Genomic DNA, 17004 nt, shown 5'->3' with positions numbered 1-17004 from the left:
GAAAGGGGTAAGCCGTGAAGAAAATCAAACAGCTATTTGTGGTCCTCGTCGGTCTCGGTCTTTTGGCCTCCCTTTGCCTTAACTGGAGCAGGTATCAGGTGGAACGGGCCAATCGGAGTATGGAAACGGTCATGGATTACCAGGCCCTGGTGCGTATGGCGGACAGTGAGGGCCTATCGCGGCAGAGCGTCCTCAAAAAGTTCAAGGACGCCGGTGTCACGACCCTTGCCGTTTCGGACCGCACCATCATGGATATGGCCGGCGAAGGCCTTATTACCTACTATACGGGCGGCGAGCTCCTGCGCCAAAAGGAAATCGGCGGTCTGAGCCCGAGCTGGCAGGCTATTGTAGCCTCACCGGACTTTACTTACCAGGCTGTCTATCTGGCCGATGGTACGAGCCGCCGCACCTTGAATGCCCTCATTGAAACACTGGGAGCCCGATTTGACAGGGAGCGCTTCCATAAGGTCTCCGAAACGCCCCGCGTCTACATGCTCAAGGCTCCAACGGCCCTCAATAAGAATCCTTTCAGTCAGGATCAGCTGGGCATCCAGGAAACGCCCTTGCTCCTTGTGCCGGATGAGCTTCTTGCCGCCAAGGAAAATGGTTTTATGGTGGCCATTCGCCCCAATAACTTCGTGAAAACCACGAAAGATGAAGAAAAAGCCCGGCAGCAGCTTGCTGTATTCTTTAAGGAAATTGATGAAACGGGAGCCGATGTTTCGCTCATCATTGGCAGCGGCCGCAGCATGCTCGGTGAGCCGCGCTACCTCAAGAACACAGCAGATGCACTCAAAAAGCGGCACATCACCCTTGGCATGGTCGAAGCAGATGTACAGCTCCAGTTCATCAAGATGGACGGACTTGTGCCCCTTTCTGAAGTCATGGACTATGACGCCGCCCGCGTTTACACCATTGCTGAAGATGAGCAGCGCAAGATGAAGGTCTTTGATGCGTTCCGCCGCTGGTCCCTTGCCGATGACGAACGCAACATCCGCGTCAACTACATCCGTCCTTTCGTTACCGGTCTTGATGGCAATACGGCTTTAGAAACGAACCTCGAATACGTAAGCGACGTGACGCGTGACGTGGCATCCCATGGTTATACAAGCGGACGGGCCGGTGTCTTTGCCCCGTACAATCCGTCCCATCTTTTCTATGTGCCCATGGCTTTTTCTGTCGTGGCCGCTTGGTGCCTTTATTTCCTGCTCCTTGGCCTCCTGCCCCAGCGCCATTATGCTAAGCTGGTCCTTGTAGGCGGCCTTGTCCTATCTGCTGGTTACTTTACCGGAAGTCACGCCCTCTTGTTCCGCCAGGTGACGGCCCTTTTGAGTGCCATCATCTTTCCCGTCCTTTCCATGGCCCGCATGATCACGCTGTGGGAACGCCGCAAAGGAGTCGGGACGGTGAAGGGCCTTCTTGCCATGACAACGGTCCAGCTGGGCTATGCCATGGCCCTGTCCCTTGTGGGCGCCTCCTTATTGGGCGCAATTCTCGGAGATACACGGTTTCTCCTCGAAATCGATATCTACCGCGGCGTGAAGGTCACTTTCATGATGCCGGTCCTTCTTACGTTCCTGCTCTTTGTCAAGCGTCATGGCCTGTGGAACGAAGGCGAAAGCCTTACGGCTCCCTTGGCAAGGATCCGGGCGTTCCTGCATCGTCCTTTTACGCTGTCAACCCTTTTTGTTCTCCTTGTTTTTGCCATCGTGGCCTGGGTCTTCATTGGCCGCAGCGGTCATACGGCAGGGGTCCCCGTTCCGGCCTTTGAGGAAAAACTGCGCTATTTTCTCGAAGAGACCATGTACGCCCGGCCCCGGGAAAAGGAATTCCTCATCGGTCATCCGGCCTTTTACCTGGCGGCTTGGTGCGTCCTGCGGAAACTTTCGACCTGGACCTATGGCCTTTTTGCCGTCGCCGCGACCATTGGACAAGCAAGTCTTGTCCAGACATTCTGCCATATGCGGACTCCCATTTTCATGAGCTATGTTAGGGCTCTTGATGGCTACGCACTAGGTGCAATCCTAGGTATTCTGGCCGTCCTTGTGTTTGAAGGGCTCTATCGCGCCTATGGTGCTCACAAGAAGGGGAGGGACGCGCGTGGCTAAGGTGCTCATATCCGGATATTACGGATTTTCCAATGCCGGTGACGAGGCCATGCTGACAGCCATTGTGGACAGCCTCAAACGGGAAGATCCTGATACGGTCATTACGGTCATCAGCGGCCAACCTCGCTCGACCTGTGCCCTCCACGATGTAAAGAGCATCGGACGGTTTGATTTTCCTGCCATCCTGCGGGCCATGGCGGGAACGGACCTGCTCTTATCGGGCGGAGGCAGCCTGCTCCAGAACGTAACGAGCCATTTCAGTCTCTTTTATTACCTTTCCATCATCGCCCTTGGCGTCATCATGAGGAAAAAGGTCATGCTCTTTGCCCAGGGAATCGGTCCGATCAGGGGCCGTTTTTCCCGTTTCCTGACCCGGCTCATCTGCCGCCATGCCGATCTGATTACGGTCCGTGATGATGGATCCTTGGATGACCTTTGTGAGATGGGCTTTGAAAGAAAGGACATCCTTGTCACAAGTGACGCTGTCTTCTCCCTTCCTGACGGCAATCGTAAGGTGGGGGAAGTCCTCCTGCGCAGCATGGGCATCGATCCCGAGCGGCCCGTCATTGGCTTTGCCCTGCGGCACTGGAAAGGGGAGGACCGCTTCATCCCTGAATTTGCCCGTGCCGCCGATGGACTCAAGGCCGCCTTTGGGGCGCAGATTCTTTTCGTCCCTTTTCAGTTCCCGTCCGACCGGGAAGTTTCTGACGCGGTCCTTGGCCAAATGGAAAACAGCCGCGACGTCTTTATCCTGCCGCGAAAACTTTCTACGAAGGAATATCTCGATCTTATGGCAAGTCTCCGCCTTTTGGTGGGGATGCGCCTTCATGCCCTCGTCTTTGCGGCCCTTGCCGGTGTGCCCTTTATGGCGGTTTCCTATGATCCAAAAGTGGACCGTTTTGTAGATGGCATGAAAGGAACCGTTGTCGATACCATCGATGCCATCACGGCCGGTGAAATTGTTTCCCTTGCCGACTCGATGCCTGCCGATTCAGGAGCCCAGGAAGCTTCGGAACTGGCTGCCCTTAGAAAGGAAGCCCGATCCAATATCCTTCGAGCTCTTGCCCTTATGCATGAATCCAACGAAAAAAGGAGTGGATCCCATTGCTCGTAATGAAACATGCCAGCAAGATCTATCCTGGCGGAGCCGCCGCGCTCCAGGACGTCAATGTCCATATCAAACCAGGTGAGTTTGTCTTTCTCGTCGGTCCCAGTGGGGCCGGCAAATCAACCTTCATCAAGACCATTTCCCGCGAGATTGAACTGTCAAGCGGGCAGATCTTTGTGGACGGCGTCGATGTCATGAAACTTCGCAATGATGAGATCCCCTACCTGCGGCGTCAGCTGGGTATCGTCTTCCAGGACTACCGACTGCTGAACGATCGGACGGCCTTTGAAAATGTGGCCTTTGCCATGCAGGTCATCGAGGCCCCTTCCAAGAAGATCAAGGAACGGGTCATGGAAGTCCTGACCCTTGTGGGTCTTGGTGACCGGGCAAAGAACTATCCCAGCGAAATGAGCGGCGGTGAGCAGCAGCGTGTGGCCATTGCCCGCGCCATTGTCAACGATCCGCTTCTGGTCATTGCCGACGAACCGACGGGCAACCTCGATCCGGAAACCAGTATGGAAATCATGAATATCTTTTCCGAGGTCAACAAGCGGGGCGCGACCATCATCATGGCAACCCATGACAAGACCATGGTGGACTATATGCAAAAGCGGGTCATTGCCATCGAAGATGGACGCATTGTCCGTGACGATATCAAAGGAGTCTATGGTTATGAGCTTTAGTACAAAATGGTATTATTTGAAGGAAACCTTTACGTCACTGAAACGCAACTCCCTCATGAGCATTGCCTCCGTGACGACGGTTGCCCTTTCCATCCTTGTCCTGGGGCTCTTTTTGACGATGGTCCTCAATGTCAATAACCTTGCCCAATACCTGGAAAACCAGGTCCAAGTGACGGTCTATATGTCAGATGCCGCAACGAGCGTGGAGCGCCGTCAAGTGGAGCAGCAGCTCAAGATGACGCGGGGCGTCATGGAAGTCAAGGGCGTGACTAAGGAAGAAGCCCTGCAGAATTTCAAGAAACGCCTCCGCGAACAGGAAAAGCTCCTTGATGCCTTGGGAGAGGACAACCCTTTCCCTTATTCCTTTGAAGTCCAGGTGGACAAACCGGAACGCATCCAGGAAATCGTACCCCAGATCGAAAAGATGCCCGGTGTGGAAACGGCCAAATTTGGCCAGGAAGTGGTGGAACATCTCTTCCAGCTGACACGCATCCTGCGTCTTGGCGGTATTTTCCTCATCATCATGCTCGCCATTGCCACCCTTTTCATTATTTCCAATACGATCCGCATTACGGTCTTTGCCCGCCGGCGGGAAGTAAACATCATGAAATATGTGGGGGCCACCAACTGGTTCATCCGCTGGCCTTTCTTGCTTGAAGGGATGTTCATGGGCTTTGTCGGAGCTTTGATTGCTGCTGCAGCCCTTTTCAAGATGTATGACGCTGCCCAGGTGAAGATCTATTCGACCTTGGCCTTCTTTCCCCTCCTGCCAAGCTGGCCCTTTATGGCCTACCTCTGTGCCGGTCTTGTGGCAGTTGGCACCTTCATCGGGGCTGCCGGCAGTGCCATTAGTCTGCGCAAGTTCCTGGATGTTTGATAGGGGGCCTTGTCATGAAAAAAGAAGTTGCCGTCGCAGCTGCCCTGCTGGCCCTTATGAGCTATATGGGACCTGTTTCGTGGGCTGAATCCATAGAGGATAAAAAAGCAGAGCTTGACGAGATCCAGCGGCAGATGGATACAAACGCTTCCCAGCGAAAGGAAAGTGAAGTCCGTATTTCAAACGCCGTGGACCGTCTTGTCAAGGCCCGACAGGAACTTGCCGAAGCAAAACAGCAGCTTGCCGTTGTCGAAGGCCAGCAGCGCATCCTTGAAGGCAAGATCCGCAGCAATGAACGGGACCTTGCCGTCAAGGAAAAGGAGTTTGACAATACGCGGGAAATCTATAAGAAACGGCTCCGCGACATCTATGAAAATGGTCAGGTGAACTATCTTGACGTGCTGTTGGGATCGAGTGATTTCCGGGATTTTTCGTCCCGCATGTATCTTTTGCAGCGCATCATTCGCCGAGATACGAATCTCATTGAAATGCTGACTGCGCAAAAGCACGAGCTTGAAGTCAAAAAGGCCGAGCTTGACGCGGAACACGCGGAACTTGATGGAAAGCGCCAGGAAGTGCTCCAGAAACAAGCCTACGTGGAACAAAAGACTCTCGAGCAGGAACAGCTCTATCAAGAAGCCCTAGCCGAAAAATCCCGCCTTGATGCAGAATATGAAGAACTCCAGCGCAACAGCCAGGAAATCACGGCTATGATCCAGCGCATGGAGCAGGAAGGCCGCATGATGGCCTCCGCTCATGGGTCCGGTCAGTTTACCTGGCCCTGTTATGGGGAAATCACGTCTCCTTTTGGCTGGCGCGTCCATCCTATTTGGGGCACGGAAATCTTCCATGCCGGGATCGATATTGGTGCCGACTACGGACAGCCCATTGTGGCCGCTGATTCCGGTACGGTGATTTATGCCGGCTGGATGGGCGGCTATGGCAATGCGGTGATGATCGATCATGGCGGTGGCCTTGTGACTCTCTACGGGCACAACAGTTCCCTTACCGTTGGTGTTGGCGAAAGCGTTGCCAAAGGCCAGACCATTGCCCTTGCAGGCAGCACGGGGAATTCGACGGGACCGCACTGCCACTTTGAAGTGCGTGTCCATGGTGAAGTCACTTCACCGCTCAACTATTTGCCATAAGGAGGGTCTATGGGTAAAAAAAGATTTGGCTGGGCCCACCTGATTGTGGCCGTCCTGGTTTCTTTCTGCGTCTTTATCTTGGGGAGCCTCACGGTCCTTGGCCGCTATGTCGGAAATCCAGTGGGATTTCTCGAATTGGTGCGGACCCTGCATCTGATTTCCAGCTATTATGTGGGAGATACGGACGCAAAGACCCTTTATGACGGCGCCATCCGAGGGATGGTGGATGAACTGGGAGACCCCTATTCATCCTATTTGGACACATCGAGTTTTGACGCCCTGAACGCCATGACCGAAGGCCATTTTGGCGGTGTCGGGATGGTCGTGGGTATGAAGGAATCCAAGGAAATTGTCGTTGTTTCTCCCATTGAAGATACACCGGCTTACAAAGCTGGTATCAAGGCGGGGGACATCATTCTTTCCATTGACGGAAAGGACGTGACGGGAGAAAGCCTGAACGACGTCGTGAAAAAGCTTCGCGGCAAGGATGGGACGCAAGTGACGGTGGGACTGAAATCCACCGATGGATCTACCCGCGAAGTGACCCTGACAAGAAGCGAAATCAAGGTCAAGAGCGTCTACGGACGCATGGAAGAAGGCGGCATCGGTTACATCCGGATCACGAATTTCAACGAGGAAACGGACCGCGATTTTGCTGCCACCTTGGAAAAGCTGCAGGGTGAGGGCATGAAAGCGTTGGTCCTTGATCTGCGGGACAACCCCGGGGGCCTTCTCCAAAGCGGCGTCAATGTCGCAAAGCACCTTGTTCCCAAAGGGCCCATTGTTTCCATGACAGATAAATCAGGGGCGAAGGAAACCTTCTCCTCAGAGCTTGAAAAAGTGCCTTTCCCCATTGCCGTGTTGGTGAACCATGGAACGGCAAGCGCGGCGGAAATCGTTTCCGGCGCCATCCAGGATACGGGAGCGGGCAAGCTTTTTGGGACCAAGACCTTTGGCAAGGGTGTGGTCCAGAATGTCTTCATGCTAAGTCAAAAGACCGCTGTCAAACTCACCATTGCAAAGTACTATACGCCCAGCGGGCGCAGTATCGATAAGGTTGGCATCGAGCCTGATGAAACCGTGGAAGCCATAGGGGCCGCCGGCACAAATCAACTGGAAGCCGCCGAGGCCTATTTGAAAACGGTCATTTCCCAGTAACCGCCGAAAGGAGTCGTTATGAATCTCATCAAATCTTGGCTGGAATCGCTTTCCGCCATCCTTCCTGCAGAAGGGTCCGCGTATGTGTTTCTTGAACGTAATGTCGGTATTGTTCTTGTTTCCGCGCTGGTCCTCATTGCCCTTTTGGTCCTCCTTTACTTTTTACGGACCCGGCAGGTCCGCAAGGAACGGAAGGCACGCTATCGGATTGGCCGTCTCATTGGCTATTTTGTGGAAACCTATGACCGGGTGGCCGAGCTTGACCTCAAACACCATACGGCCTACTGCTATGAAGATGAGGGCGAAAGGGTCACGGCCAAGGCCATACCCATTGATTCGGTGGAGACCATTTTTGGCGAACTCCATCCCAGCGATCAGCTGAAATATACAAAAGAAGTACTCCAGACAAACCTGGAACGAACGCGCAAGACCTGTTCCTCCTATGAATTCATGGCCCGCGTCAAGGACGGGGAAGGCACCTATCATTGGGCCAGCTTCCTGCTTCAGGGCGTGAAAAAAGGGCGCAGCCATCATCGGGATGTACTCTTTCTGCGCCGCCGCATCGATGACCAAAAGAGCCTTGAAATGGAGCGCCGCGCCCAGCTGCATTCGGCCATGAGCCAAGCCCGTGATGATGCAGAAACAAAAGGTAAGTTCATGAGCCGCATCAGCCGTGACACGCGGGAAGCCCTTAATTCCATCATGGGCTACCTGACCCTTGCCGGCGAAGAGGACAATGTGGATCAGCGCCGGGCCTACGTGAAGGGAAGCCAGGATCAGGTCCGCTACCTCCTTTCGGTTCTTAACGATGTCATTGACCTTTCCGCCATGGAAAATGGCACCTTGTTGCTTAAAAGCGAACCTTTTGAACTTGATGGGGTCCTCAGCCGCATTGAGTCGCTCTTTAGTCAGGAAGCGCAGCGCCGCCAGATCGACTTTACCATGGAAACAGATGGCGTAAAGCACCTGTCCCTTGATGGAGACCGGGTCCGCTTCGAACAGGTCATGATGAACCTCTTGGCCAATGCCATGCTCTTTACGGGTGAGCAGCATCACCTACGCTGTGAAATTCGCCGGCGTGAACAGAAAAAGCGCAAGGTGATCCTGGAAGTGGTTGTCACCTGTGAAGGAAAGAGCATTCCCGAAGAGCTCATGGATAAGGTCTTCCTGCCTTTTGAAATGGTTTCCCAGCTGGAAGAACGGTCCAGTTTCCACGGCGGTTTGGGTCTTGTCGTAACCCATAACCTTGTCCACATCCTAGGCGGGCTCATCAAGGCTGACAACCAAAGCGGCGAGGGTATCCGCTTTACCATGGAACTGCCCTTTACGTATCACCAGCTTCCGGAAAGTGATAAGAAGCTCATGCCTCTTGCGGGAAAACGTCTCCTTGCTGCTGATGACAACGACCTTAGCATGGAAGTCCTGGAAAAGCTCCTGTCCAATACGGGCATCCTCGTGGAACGGGCCCACGATGGACGGGAAGCCTGTGAGATGTTTGGCAGGAGTTCCGAGGGCTATTATGCAGCCATTTTGATGGACCTTGATATGCCCGGTGTTGATGGCTGCGAAGCGGCAAGCCTTATCCGCATGGCGGACCACGAGGATGCCAAGACCATTCCCATCTTGGCCCTGACGGAAAACGTCCTTTCCGAGGACGTGGCAGATGCCCTTTCAAGCGGCATGAATGGCCAGATCCGGAAACCCCTGGAAAAGGAGAACCTGCTCCATACCTTAGCGACCTTCATCGAAAAGTAAAAATATAACCGAGCGCGGCCCCATTGAAATGGGACCGCGCTTTAGTGTACAATGGGGCCTATGGACGGCGTTTGCCCCTTGTTATGAAGAAACTGAAAGGAGATCCTTTTTTATGTTGCATATTGGCTGCCATCTTTCCTCTTCCAAAGGCTTTGCGGCCATGGGGGAGACGGCCCGCGGCATCAAAGCCGATACTTTTGCGTTTTTTACCCGCAATCCCCGCGGCAGCAAGGCCAAGGCCTTTGATCCCAAGGACGCGGAGCTTTTTAAAAAGGCCTGGGAGCCTTATGGGACGGTTCCCCTTGTGGCCCATGCGCCCTATACCTTGAATCCCGCTTCCACAAAGGAAGAAGTGCGTCAGTTTGCCCTTGAAACCATCGCCGATGACCTCCATAAACTGGATGCCCTGCCGGGAAATTATTACAACATGCATCCGGGCAACCACCTGGGGCAGGGCCCGGAAACCGGTATTGAACTCATTGCGGCGTGCCTCAACCGCGTTCTTTATGAAAATCAGCAGACAACGCTGCTGCTCGAGACCATGGCCGGCAAGGGCACGGAAGTGGGGCGCAGCTTTGAGGAAATCCGCGCCATCTTGGACCGCGTTGTCCTTCAGGATAAGGTCGGCGTCTGCCTTGATACCTGCCATATCTGGGATGGGGGCTATGATATTGTCTCTGACCTAGATGGCGTTATTCGTGAATTTGACCGCGCCATTGGCCTGTCCCGCTTAAAAGCCATCCATCTCAATGACAGCAAGAATCCTTTGGGCGCCCATAAGGATCGTCATGAAAAGATCGGCGAAGGACTGATTGGCAAGCAGGCCCTTTCCCGCGTCGTCCGTCACCCTGCCTTATCTGGCCTGCCTTTTATCCTTGAAACGCCGAACGAGCTTTCGGGCTATGCCCATGAAATTGACATGATGCGGCAGGAGGCGGCAAAGTAAGATGGAACTTTTGACGCAGCTCATGAACGTGCCGAGTGCGGCCCTTAGCCTTTTTGCCCTCTTTTTCCTGCTGCTGGCGCTCCTAAAGATCAAACAGGTGCGGCTGTCCGTGCCCATGGCGGCGAGCATCGGCCTTATGCTTGCCATGGCCGTGATCCTTACGGCCTTTCCTTTTTACCGGATGCCTAACGGAGGCTCGGTCACGCTTGGCGGCATGCTGCCCCTTTTTTTCATCAGTTTTGCCTATGGAACGGAAGTGGGTATGCTGGCAGGTTTTGCCTACAGTCTTATGAACCTTTTGATGGCACCTTATATCCTGCATCCAATCCAGGTCCTTTTCGACTATCCCCTGCCTTTTATGGCCCTTGGCCTTGCCGGCTGTTTTCCCCGGCACCGCATGGCAGGGATTACGGCTGCCGTGGCGGTACGGCTTTTGTTCCATTTTCTTTCGGGCGTCGTCTTTTTTGGCAGCTACGCACCGGCAGGGACTTCGGTCTATCTCTATTCCTTTGTCACCAATCTGACCTATCTATTGCCTAACCTTGTCATCTGTCTTGTTCTTTACCGGCTCCTTCCGGTGGAGCGTTTCCTTTCCCTCATGAAGCGGTAGGGAGCAGGGCAAGATCATTTTACAAAAACTTTTTTGGCGCCAAAGCGAAAAGAATTTGATAAAGCCCATCATTTATGCTATAATAGCCTCCGTCAGACATGACATACGCCTGTAGCTCAGTGGATAGAGCAACGGCCTCCGGAGCCGTGTGCGGCGGTTCGATTCCGCCCAGGCGTACCATATTGGATTTGACCCCATGAATCGCCACAGCGTTTTATGGGGATTTCTGTTGTTTTGCCTATTCCGGGGTAAAGGAGATGACACGATGGTATCGTTCTCACTCAAGGTCCGGTTCTATGAGACCGACCTCATGGGCGTTGTACACCATGCCAATTACCTGCGCTGGTTTGAGATGGGGCGGGTGGAATATTTGCGGCAGGCGGGCATTGACCTCAATGAGATGATGGGGGAAGGGTTCATGGTTCCTATTGTCGATGTGAATTGCCGCTATCGTCAGTCGGCCCATTTTGATGATGAAGTTATCATTGAAACCGTCCTTGAAAAACTCAGCAAAGTGAAGCTCGGTTTTTCCTATCGGGCCCTGCGAGCCAAAGATGGCGTGCTCCTTGCCGAGGGAAAGACCACAAACGGCATTACGACGCCCGAAGGAAAGGTTGCGCGGCTGAGTGATACCTATATGGAACGTTTGAATAAAATGCTGGAAGAGGAAAGGGAGACGAGAAAGGAATGTTGAATTTTATTTATCTCATCCTGGGCCTGTGCGTCCTGGGAGCCTTGGTCATGACGGTCTACGCGTTTTTGAAACCGACGGACGATACTCACGTTTGCATCGATGAACGGTCGGCTTTGAAACTCGAGAAAATCGAAACGGACCGTGCGGTCTTTAGTTTCACCGTACCCATGCGGAACACGAGCAGCCAGATTGCGGCCATTACAGATGCTTTTGTGCGTCCTTATCTGCCGCGGGAACAGTTCCCTGATGCCATGTGCTGGGGCCGTTTGGAACTTGATACGGCTCGCCGGGACGACAACTATTTCGAAGCGGTCATTATGAACCCCGGTGTGGAACGGACCCTTGTCGTGACCCTTTTCTTTGAAGCGCGCAATGGGAAAAATATCCGCGATACCCTGCGCCATATGGTCGACATGGACCTTTGCATCTACCTGACCGGTGTGGGCCGCAAAGATCATTACGTCCGCAAGGCTTTTGAAACGATTTATGCGGAAGATGTCAAGAAATTGGTTGGAGGTGCTTACCATGGCTGAGAAATATGAAATCCTTCCTGTGCCGACCCGCATCCTGACAGTCCATGATAATATTGTCGATGCCATCAAGGAATTTGGCGGTTCCATGATTGGCCCCCGCGATGTGGTCTGTGTAGCGGAAAGTGTCGTAGCCATTACGCAAAATCGGGCCATCCGTCCGGAAACGCTGAAGATTGGCTTTGCGGCCAAAGTTTTTTCCCAGCTCTTTCCTGGTTATGGCAGCATTTCCAACTGGAATTCCATGCAGAGCCTCATCAATGAAGAAGGCACGCTGCGCATCACCTTTGCCGTCGTTGCCGGGTTTTTTATGAAACTTGCTGGCAAGGCCGGCTGGTTCTACCGCTTGGGTGGGGAACAGGCCCGTCTAGTCGATGATATTACGGGAACCATGCCACCCTATGATAAGCATATTGTCCTCGGACCAAAACATGCTTCCAAAGTGGCAGAAAGCATCAAACGCGGTCTGGGCTGCTTTGGCGCAGCGGTAGCTGATGTCAACGACCTCAAGCGCTCCTGCGTTTTGGGCGCAACCAAAGGCGTCGATCCCCGTCTTGTGGAAAAAATTCTCATTGACAACCCCTTTGGCAACGCCAGCCAGAAGACCCCAATCTGCATCATCAAGGACTTCATCCGCTAATGGAAAGCCCCCGCTTCGGCGGGGGCTTTTTTCTCATCGGCACCCAAATCGCACGGACAGGAATAAGGAAAAATGGCATCCTACGGCCAAGCTTTCTTCCCCTCCCCTTAATTTGTTGTCAATCCCCTCAAAACCAGTTACAATATAACGTATAGAAAGTGGGTGAACCATACATGCAACAAGTCGTTATTGCGACCCATAACCAAGGCAAGATGGAAGAATTCAAGGTTCTTCTGGAAGCCTTGGGACTTGATTTTTGCTGTCTAAATGATTTTCCGGATATCCCCGAGCCGGAAGAAACGGGGAAGACCTTTTCCGCCAACGCGCGGCTGAAGGCGACATACTATGCCAAAGCAACGGGCCGGATGTGTCTGGCCGATGATTCCGGCCTTGAGGTCCTGAGCCTCAAAGGCGCACCGGGTGTCCGTTCCGCCCGCTATGCGGGAGAAGAGGCCACGGACGAGGAAAACAATGACCTCCTGCTTGCCAATATGAAGATGCAGGTCCGCCGCAACTGCCGTTTTTTCTGTGCCCTTGCCGTTGCCAGTCCCGAAGGCAAGATTGTCGTTGAATCAAGCGGCATCTGTGATGGCATCCTGCTCCATGAACCGCATGGCACCAATGGGTTTGGCTACGATCCGCTATTTTGGTCGACGGAACTCCATAAACCTTTGGGAGAAGCCACCCTGGAAGAAAAGAACGGCATCAGCCACCGCGCCAAAGCGGCAAAGAAACTTGTCAGCCAATGGAGAAAGATGAAATGAGGATTGGAGTCATCAGTGATACCCATGGCGTCAAAAAGGCCATGGACCGCGTCATCCTTGACGCGGGAAAGGTCGATCTCTGGCTTCATGCCGGTGACTGCAGTCAGGATGCGCCCTATCTGGAAGCAAAGACCGGTGTGCCCGTCTATGCTGTCTGCGGAAATTGCGACGTCTATGAGGATAGGGGCCCTGTGGAACTTGTCACAAAGATCGAAGGAACGACCCTTGCCATGGTGCATGGAAACCGCTATGTGTCCCGTTCCCGCTGGGATAATCTCATCTACTGGGGACAGGAAAAAAACGCCCAGGTTGTTGTCTTTGGCCATATCCATATCCCCGTCAATGAAGTGATTGACGGAATCCTTGTCATCAACCCCGGCAGTGCAGCCAAACCGCGGGGCGGCGTACCGACCTACGGTATCCTGACCCTCGAAAAGGGCAGGGCCCCCTTCTTTGAAGTGCGGGAACTTGCCAAATAACCACTGAATCAGAAAGGGCCTTGGGCCCTTTTATTGCAAGAGGCCTTAGGCCCTTGGAAAAAGGAGGAATCCCTTATGGCAGATACGGAAAAAATCAATGCCGAAGCCCTGGCGCTTCACAAGAAATTCCATGGAAAGCTGGAAGTGCGCTGCAAGGCGCCTCTTGAAAATGGCCATGATCTTGCCCTTGCCTATACGCCGGGCGTTGCCGAGCCGTGCCGCAAGATCAAGGAAAACCCCGACCTTTCCTTTGAATACACCTGCCGGGGCAATATGGTCGCCGTCATCAGTGATGGGACCCGCGTCCTGGGGTTGGGGGACATTGGTCCGGAAGCGGCCATGCCAGTCATGGAAGGCAAATCCGTTCTCTATAAAAAATTTGGTGATATTGATTCTGTCCCCATCTGTATTGACACCAAAGATCCGGAAGAATTCGTGAACATTGTCACGAAACTCCAGCCTTCTTTTGGCGGCATCAACTTAGAAGACATTGCCTCGCCAAAATGCTACTGGATTGAAAATGAGCTTATCAAACGCTGCTCCATCCCGGTTTTCCATGATGACCAGCACGGAACTGCCATCATTGCCTGCGCTGCTGTCCTTGGCGCCCTGCGCTTTGCCAAAAAGGACATTACAAAGGTCAAGGTCGTGGTGAACGGCTGCGGCGCTGCGGGCTCTGCCATTGGCAAGCTGCTCTATCGCTTGGGCGTAAACGACCTGACGATGATCGATATTGACGGCGCGGTCTATGAGGGCCGTCCCGGGGAAATGGATATGGCAACAAAGTACCTGGCAAGCGTCACCAATCAGGCCCATTATAAAGGAAACCTTGCCGGTGCCGCCAAGGGGGCAGACGTCCTTATCGGCGTATCAGGACCGCGCCTTTTCACGAAGGAAATCATGGAAAGCATGGCCCCCAAAGCCGTTGTCCTGGCCCTTGCAAACCCCGTTCCCGAAACGACCTACGAAGAAGCCAAGGCAGCTGGCGTCCTTGTGGCTGGAACGGGCCGCAGCGATGCCCCGAACCAGGTCAATAATGTCTGCGTCTTCCCTGGCATTTTCCGCGGAGCCCTGGCTGTCCGCGCCTCTGCCATTACGGAAGAGATGAAGGTCGCTGCTGTCCATGCCATTTCAGGTCTCATTCCTGAGGATGAACTGCGTGAGGACTATGTTGTCCCCGGAGCATTTGACCGCCGTATCGTACCTGCCATTGCCGGGGCTGTGGCAAAAGTGGCCATGGATTCGGGTATTGCCCGCCTGCAGCGGAAGGCAGAGGATATTGAGAAGGAAGCGGCTGAACGGGTTAACCATAACTGGAACGCATAACAAGACATAACTTTTATATATTTGTGCCTTTCCATGCATAACGGTATAATCACATCATAACGCAGATAAAGCCCCAGACGGGGTCCTCTGAAAGGATGTTGATGACTATGAAGAAAACAGTTTGGGCCCTCGCTGGCCTCCTCGCCCTCGGCGTTCTTGCTGCCGGCTGCGGCGGTGAGAAGAAAGAAGCTGCTCAAGGCAGCGACAAGAAAGTCGTGATGAAAGTCGGTGCCACGCCGGTTCCACATGCGGAAATCCTAAACGAGATCAAACCGCTCCTTGCTAAAGAGGGCATCGATCTCCAGATCATTGAATTTACGGATTACGTCAAGCCAAACCTTAGCCTGAATGATAAGGAAATTGACGCAAACTTCTTCCAGCATGAACCTTATCTGAAAAAGTTTGCTGCTGACCGCAAACTTGATCTGGTGAACCTTGTTGCTGTCCATATCGAACCGATGGGGGTCTATTCCAAGAAACTGAAAGACATCAAGAACGTTCCCGATGGAGCCAAAGTCGCCATCCCGAACGACCCAACCAACGGCGGCCGTGCCCTCAATATCCTTGCTAAAGCAGGCCTCATCAAGTTAAAAGATGGCGTCGGCATTGCGGCAACGGTCGGGGATATCGTGGAGAACCCGAAGAACCTCAAGATCACCGAAGCGGAAGCTGCTATGCTGCCCCGCACCTTAGATGATGTGGATCTTGCCGTCATCAACTCCAACTTTGCCATGGAAGCCAAGCTGAACCCGACGAAGGACGCCCTGTTCATCGAACCGAAGGATTCTCCTTATGCCAATATTGTTGCTGTTCGAAAGGGCGATGAAAACCGCAAGGAAATCCAGGCCCTGAAAAAGGCCCTGACGAGCCCGGAAGTCAAGAAATTCATCGAAGAAAAGTATAAAGGGGCCGTAATCCCGGCTTTCTAAGACCGAATCAAGGCCTCATGGTGCAAAAGGGTACACCCTCATTGCGGAACCAATCCGCAGTGGGGGTGACTTTTTTTGGAACAATGGTTACAACCTCGGGCTAGGGAGTACGGGCAAATCGCCTTTTATGGGCAGATTCATGAATCATTTTCATAGATGTGGTATAATACGACCAACTTTTTCAGGGGAGGCTTTCTATGGAACTTGAAATGGAGTTTATCCGTAAATTGCCGTCACCGCAGGAGCTTAAAATGGAGCATCCTGTGGATCTGGGCCTTTATCAGATCAAAATGCGGCGGGATCAGGAAATTCGGGATATCCTCACAGGAAAGGATGAACGGTTCCTTCTTATCATTGGACCCTGCTCTGCTGATAACGAGGACGCGGTCACCGAATATTGCACGCGCCTTGCCCGCGTTCAAGAAGAGGTCAAGGAGACACTTTTCATCATTCCCCGCGTCTATACCAACAAACCGCGCACCATTGGTGTTGGCTATAAAGGCATGCTCCATCAGCCCGATCCTCACGGTGAGGAGGATATGCTCAAGGGAATCCTTGCGTGCCGGAAGATGCATGAACGGGTTATCCGGGAAACCGGCTTTACTTGTGCCGAAGAGATCCTTTACCCGGAAAATCATCGCTATCTGTCGGACCTTATTTCCTATGCTGCCATTGGGGCCCGTTCTGTCGAAGATCAGCTGCATCGCATGATGGCAAGCGGTGTGGGCATTCCTGTAGGAATGAAGAATCCCACCAGTGGGGATATTTCCGTGATGCTCAACTCCATTGCGGCGGCCCAGCATGAGCAGCAGTTCCTTTTCCGGGGCTGGGAAGTGAGGACCAAGGGCAATCGGTTTGCTCACGCCATTCTGCGCGGCTACGTGGACCAGTTTGGCCGGAGCCTGCCTAACTACCATTATGAAGACCTGGTCCGTCTCCATGAATCCTATGGGAAGCGGGGCCTTTCCCATCCGGCAGTCATCATCGATGCCAACCATGCCAACTCGGGGAAAAAATTCTTGGAACAGATCCGCATTGCCAATGATGTCCTGTACAGCCGCCATATGAACCCGGAGTTAAGGAAGCTGGTCAAAGGAATCATGATTGAAAGTTATTTGGAAGATGGCAGTCAGTCCATTGAAGAGGGTGTCTACGGAAAATCCATCACTGATCCCTGCCTGGGCTGGGAAAAGACGGAAGCCCTCATCAAGGAACTGGCCGGTCGCGTCCAAGGCTGAGAAGGGAGCGT

General features: G+C 53.3%; 17 protein-coding genes and 1 tRNA gene. All 18 read left to right on the top strand.

What is annotated here, in order from left to right:
• Positions 1 to 14: 14 nt before the first annotated feature.
• The 18 genes from QZQ08_RS02660 (at position 15) to QZQ08_RS02575 (ending at position 16993) form a co-directional block, all read left to right on the top strand.
• Positions 15 to 2108: a DUF5693 family protein gene (locus tag QZQ08_RS02660; RefSeq protein WP_296327432.1), complete on the top strand. Its 2094-nt coding sequence runs from the start codon at positions 15 to 17 to the stop codon at positions 2106 to 2108.
• Entirely contained in the window at positions 2101 to 3222 is a 1122-nt protein-coding gene (csaB, locus tag QZQ08_RS02655; protein WP_296327429.1) for a polysaccharide pyruvyl transferase CsaB, read from the top strand. Before QZQ08_RS02660 ends, csaB begins: the two co-directional genes overlap by 8 nt.
• The gene (gene ftsE / locus QZQ08_RS02650) at positions 3213 to 3899 is read left to right on the top strand and encodes a cell division ATP-binding protein FtsE (protein ID WP_009015788.1); all 687 of its coding nucleotides are present in this window, start codon (positions 3213 to 3215) and stop codon (positions 3897 to 3899) included. The genes csaB and ftsE overlap by 10 nt, the downstream gene beginning before the upstream one ends.
• Entirely contained in the window at positions 3889 to 4776 is an 888-nt protein-coding gene (gene ftsX / locus QZQ08_RS02645) for a permease-like cell division protein FtsX (protein ID WP_296327424.1), read from the top strand. The genes ftsE and ftsX overlap by 11 nt, the downstream gene beginning before the upstream one ends.
• Before the next feature lie 14 nt (positions 4777 to 4790).
• Positions 4791 to 5924, top strand: a complete 1134-nt coding sequence (locus tag QZQ08_RS02640) for a murein hydrolase activator EnvC (protein ID WP_296327421.1) — start codon at positions 4791 to 4793, stop codon at positions 5922 to 5924.
• Positions 5925 to 5933: 9 nt separating this feature from the next.
• Positions 5934 to 7082 (top strand): S41 family peptidase, encoded by a 1149-nt coding sequence (locus QZQ08_RS02635; RefSeq protein ID WP_296327418.1) that lies wholly within the window; start codon positions 5934 to 5936, stop codon positions 7080 to 7082.
• Between the two features lie 18 nt (positions 7083 to 7100).
• Positions 7101 to 8837, top strand: a complete 1737-nt coding sequence (locus QZQ08_RS02630) for a response regulator (protein ID WP_296327414.1) — start codon at positions 7101 to 7103, stop codon at positions 8835 to 8837.
• Positions 8838 to 8949: 112 nt separating this feature from the next.
• On the top strand, positions 8950 to 9783 hold the full coding sequence (locus QZQ08_RS02625; RefSeq protein ID WP_296327411.1) for a deoxyribonuclease IV: 834 nt from the start codon (positions 8950 to 8952) through the stop codon (positions 9781 to 9783).
• A gap of 1 nt (position 9784) precedes the next feature.
• A complete protein-coding gene (gene thiT / locus QZQ08_RS02620) occupies positions 9785 to 10393 on the top strand; it encodes an energy-coupled thiamine transporter ThiT (RefSeq protein ID WP_296327408.1) in 609 nt (202 codons plus the stop codon).
• Positions 10394 to 10498: 105 nt separating this feature from the next.
• Positions 10499 to 10573: transfer RNA gene (locus QZQ08_RS02615), tRNA-Arg, on the top strand.
• A gap of 85 nt (positions 10574 to 10658) precedes the next feature.
• The gene (locus tag QZQ08_RS02610; RefSeq protein WP_296327405.1) at positions 10659 to 11087 is read left to right on the top strand and encodes a thioesterase family protein; all 429 of its coding nucleotides are present in this window, start codon (positions 10659 to 10661) and stop codon (positions 11085 to 11087) included.
• Positions 11081 to 11620: a hypothetical protein gene (locus tag QZQ08_RS02605; RefSeq protein ID WP_296327402.1), complete on the top strand. Its 540-nt coding sequence runs from the start codon at positions 11081 to 11083 to the stop codon at positions 11618 to 11620. Before QZQ08_RS02610 ends, QZQ08_RS02605 begins: the two co-directional genes overlap by 7 nt.
• Positions 11613 to 12257 carry a F420-0:Gamma-glutamyl ligase gene (locus tag QZQ08_RS02600; protein ID WP_296327399.1) on the top strand — a complete coding sequence of 215 codons (645 nt, stop codon included), beginning with the start codon at positions 11613 to 11615 and terminating at the stop codon, positions 12255 to 12257. Before QZQ08_RS02605 ends, QZQ08_RS02600 begins: the two co-directional genes overlap by 8 nt.
• 173 nt (positions 12258 to 12430) lie before the next feature.
• Positions 12431 to 13021, top strand: coding sequence for an RdgB/HAM1 family non-canonical purine NTP pyrophosphatase (gene rdgB, locus QZQ08_RS02595; protein WP_296327396.1), 591 nt, complete (start codon positions 12431 to 12433; stop codon positions 13019 to 13021).
• Positions 13003 to 13500: a metallophosphoesterase gene (locus QZQ08_RS02590; protein ID WP_296327393.1), complete on the top strand. Its 498-nt coding sequence runs from the start codon at positions 13003 to 13005 to the stop codon at positions 13498 to 13500. The genes rdgB and QZQ08_RS02590 overlap by 19 nt, the downstream gene beginning before the upstream one ends.
• Positions 13501 to 13575: 75 nt before the next feature.
• The gene (locus QZQ08_RS02585; RefSeq protein ID WP_296327391.1) at positions 13576 to 14826 is read left to right on the top strand and encodes an NADP-dependent malic enzyme; all 1251 of its coding nucleotides are present in this window, start codon (positions 13576 to 13578) and stop codon (positions 14824 to 14826) included.
• Positions 14827 to 14933: 107 nt separating this feature from the next.
• Complete coding sequence (locus tag QZQ08_RS02580; protein WP_296327389.1) at positions 14934 to 15755, top strand: MetQ/NlpA family ABC transporter substrate-binding protein; 822 nt, start codon at positions 14934 to 14936, stop codon at positions 15753 to 15755.
• 197 nt (positions 15756 to 15952) lie between these two features.
• Positions 15953 to 16993 (top strand): 3-deoxy-7-phosphoheptulonate synthase, encoded by a 1041-nt coding sequence (locus QZQ08_RS02575; RefSeq protein ID WP_296327387.1) that lies wholly within the window; start codon positions 15953 to 15955, stop codon positions 16991 to 16993.
• Positions 16994 to 17004: the final 11 nt, after the last annotated feature.

The organism is uncultured Acidaminococcus sp. (assembly GCA_900538365.1).
Taxonomy (GTDB): Bacteria; Bacillota; Negativicutes; order Acidaminococcales; family Acidaminococcaceae; genus Acidaminococcus.
The sequence above is the reverse complement of the archived record's forward strand: the minus strand, read 5'-3'. Positions and strand labels throughout refer to the sequence as shown.

Coding starts and splice junctions, on each gene's coding strand:
- QZQ08_RS02585 (WP_296327391.1), top strand. CDS start 13,576: ATGGCAGATACGGAAAAAATCAATGCCGAAGCCCTGGCGCTTCACAAG.
- QZQ08_RS02605 (WP_296327402.1), top strand. CDS start 11,081: ATGTTGAATTTTATTTATCTCATCCTGGGCCTGTGCGTCCTGGGAGCC.
- QZQ08_RS02590 (WP_296327393.1), top strand. CDS start 13,003: ATGGAGAAAGATGAAATGAGGATTGGAGTCATCAGTGATACCCATGGC.
- QZQ08_RS02640 (WP_296327421.1), top strand. CDS start 4,791: ATGAAAAAAGAAGTTGCCGTCGCAGCTGCCCTGCTGGCCCTTATGAGC.
- QZQ08_RS02610 (WP_296327405.1), top strand. CDS start 10,659: ATGGTATCGTTCTCACTCAAGGTCCGGTTCTATGAGACCGACCTCATG.
- QZQ08_RS02635 (WP_296327418.1), top strand. CDS start 5,934: ATGGGTAAAAAAAGATTTGGCTGGGCCCACCTGATTGTGGCCGTCCTG.
- QZQ08_RS02575 (WP_296327387.1), top strand. CDS start 15,953: ATGGAACTTGAAATGGAGTTTATCCGTAAATTGCCGTCACCGCAGGAG.
- QZQ08_RS02600 (WP_296327399.1), top strand. CDS start 11,613: ATGGCTGAGAAATATGAAATCCTTCCTGTGCCGACCCGCATCCTGACA.
- ftsX (WP_296327424.1), top strand. CDS start 3,889: ATGAGCTTTAGTACAAAATGGTATTATTTGAAGGAAACCTTTACGTCA.
- QZQ08_RS02625 (WP_296327411.1), top strand. CDS start 8,950: ATGTTGCATATTGGCTGCCATCTTTCCTCTTCCAAAGGCTTTGCGGCC.
- QZQ08_RS02630 (WP_296327414.1), top strand. CDS start 7,101: ATGAATCTCATCAAATCTTGGCTGGAATCGCTTTCCGCCATCCTTCCT.
- rdgB (WP_296327396.1), top strand. CDS start 12,431: ATGCAACAAGTCGTTATTGCGACCCATAACCAAGGCAAGATGGAAGAA.
- QZQ08_RS02580 (WP_296327389.1), top strand. CDS start 14,934: ATGAAGAAAACAGTTTGGGCCCTCGCTGGCCTCCTCGCCCTCGGCGTT.
- thiT (WP_296327408.1), top strand. CDS start 9,785: ATGGAACTTTTGACGCAGCTCATGAACGTGCCGAGTGCGGCCCTTAGC.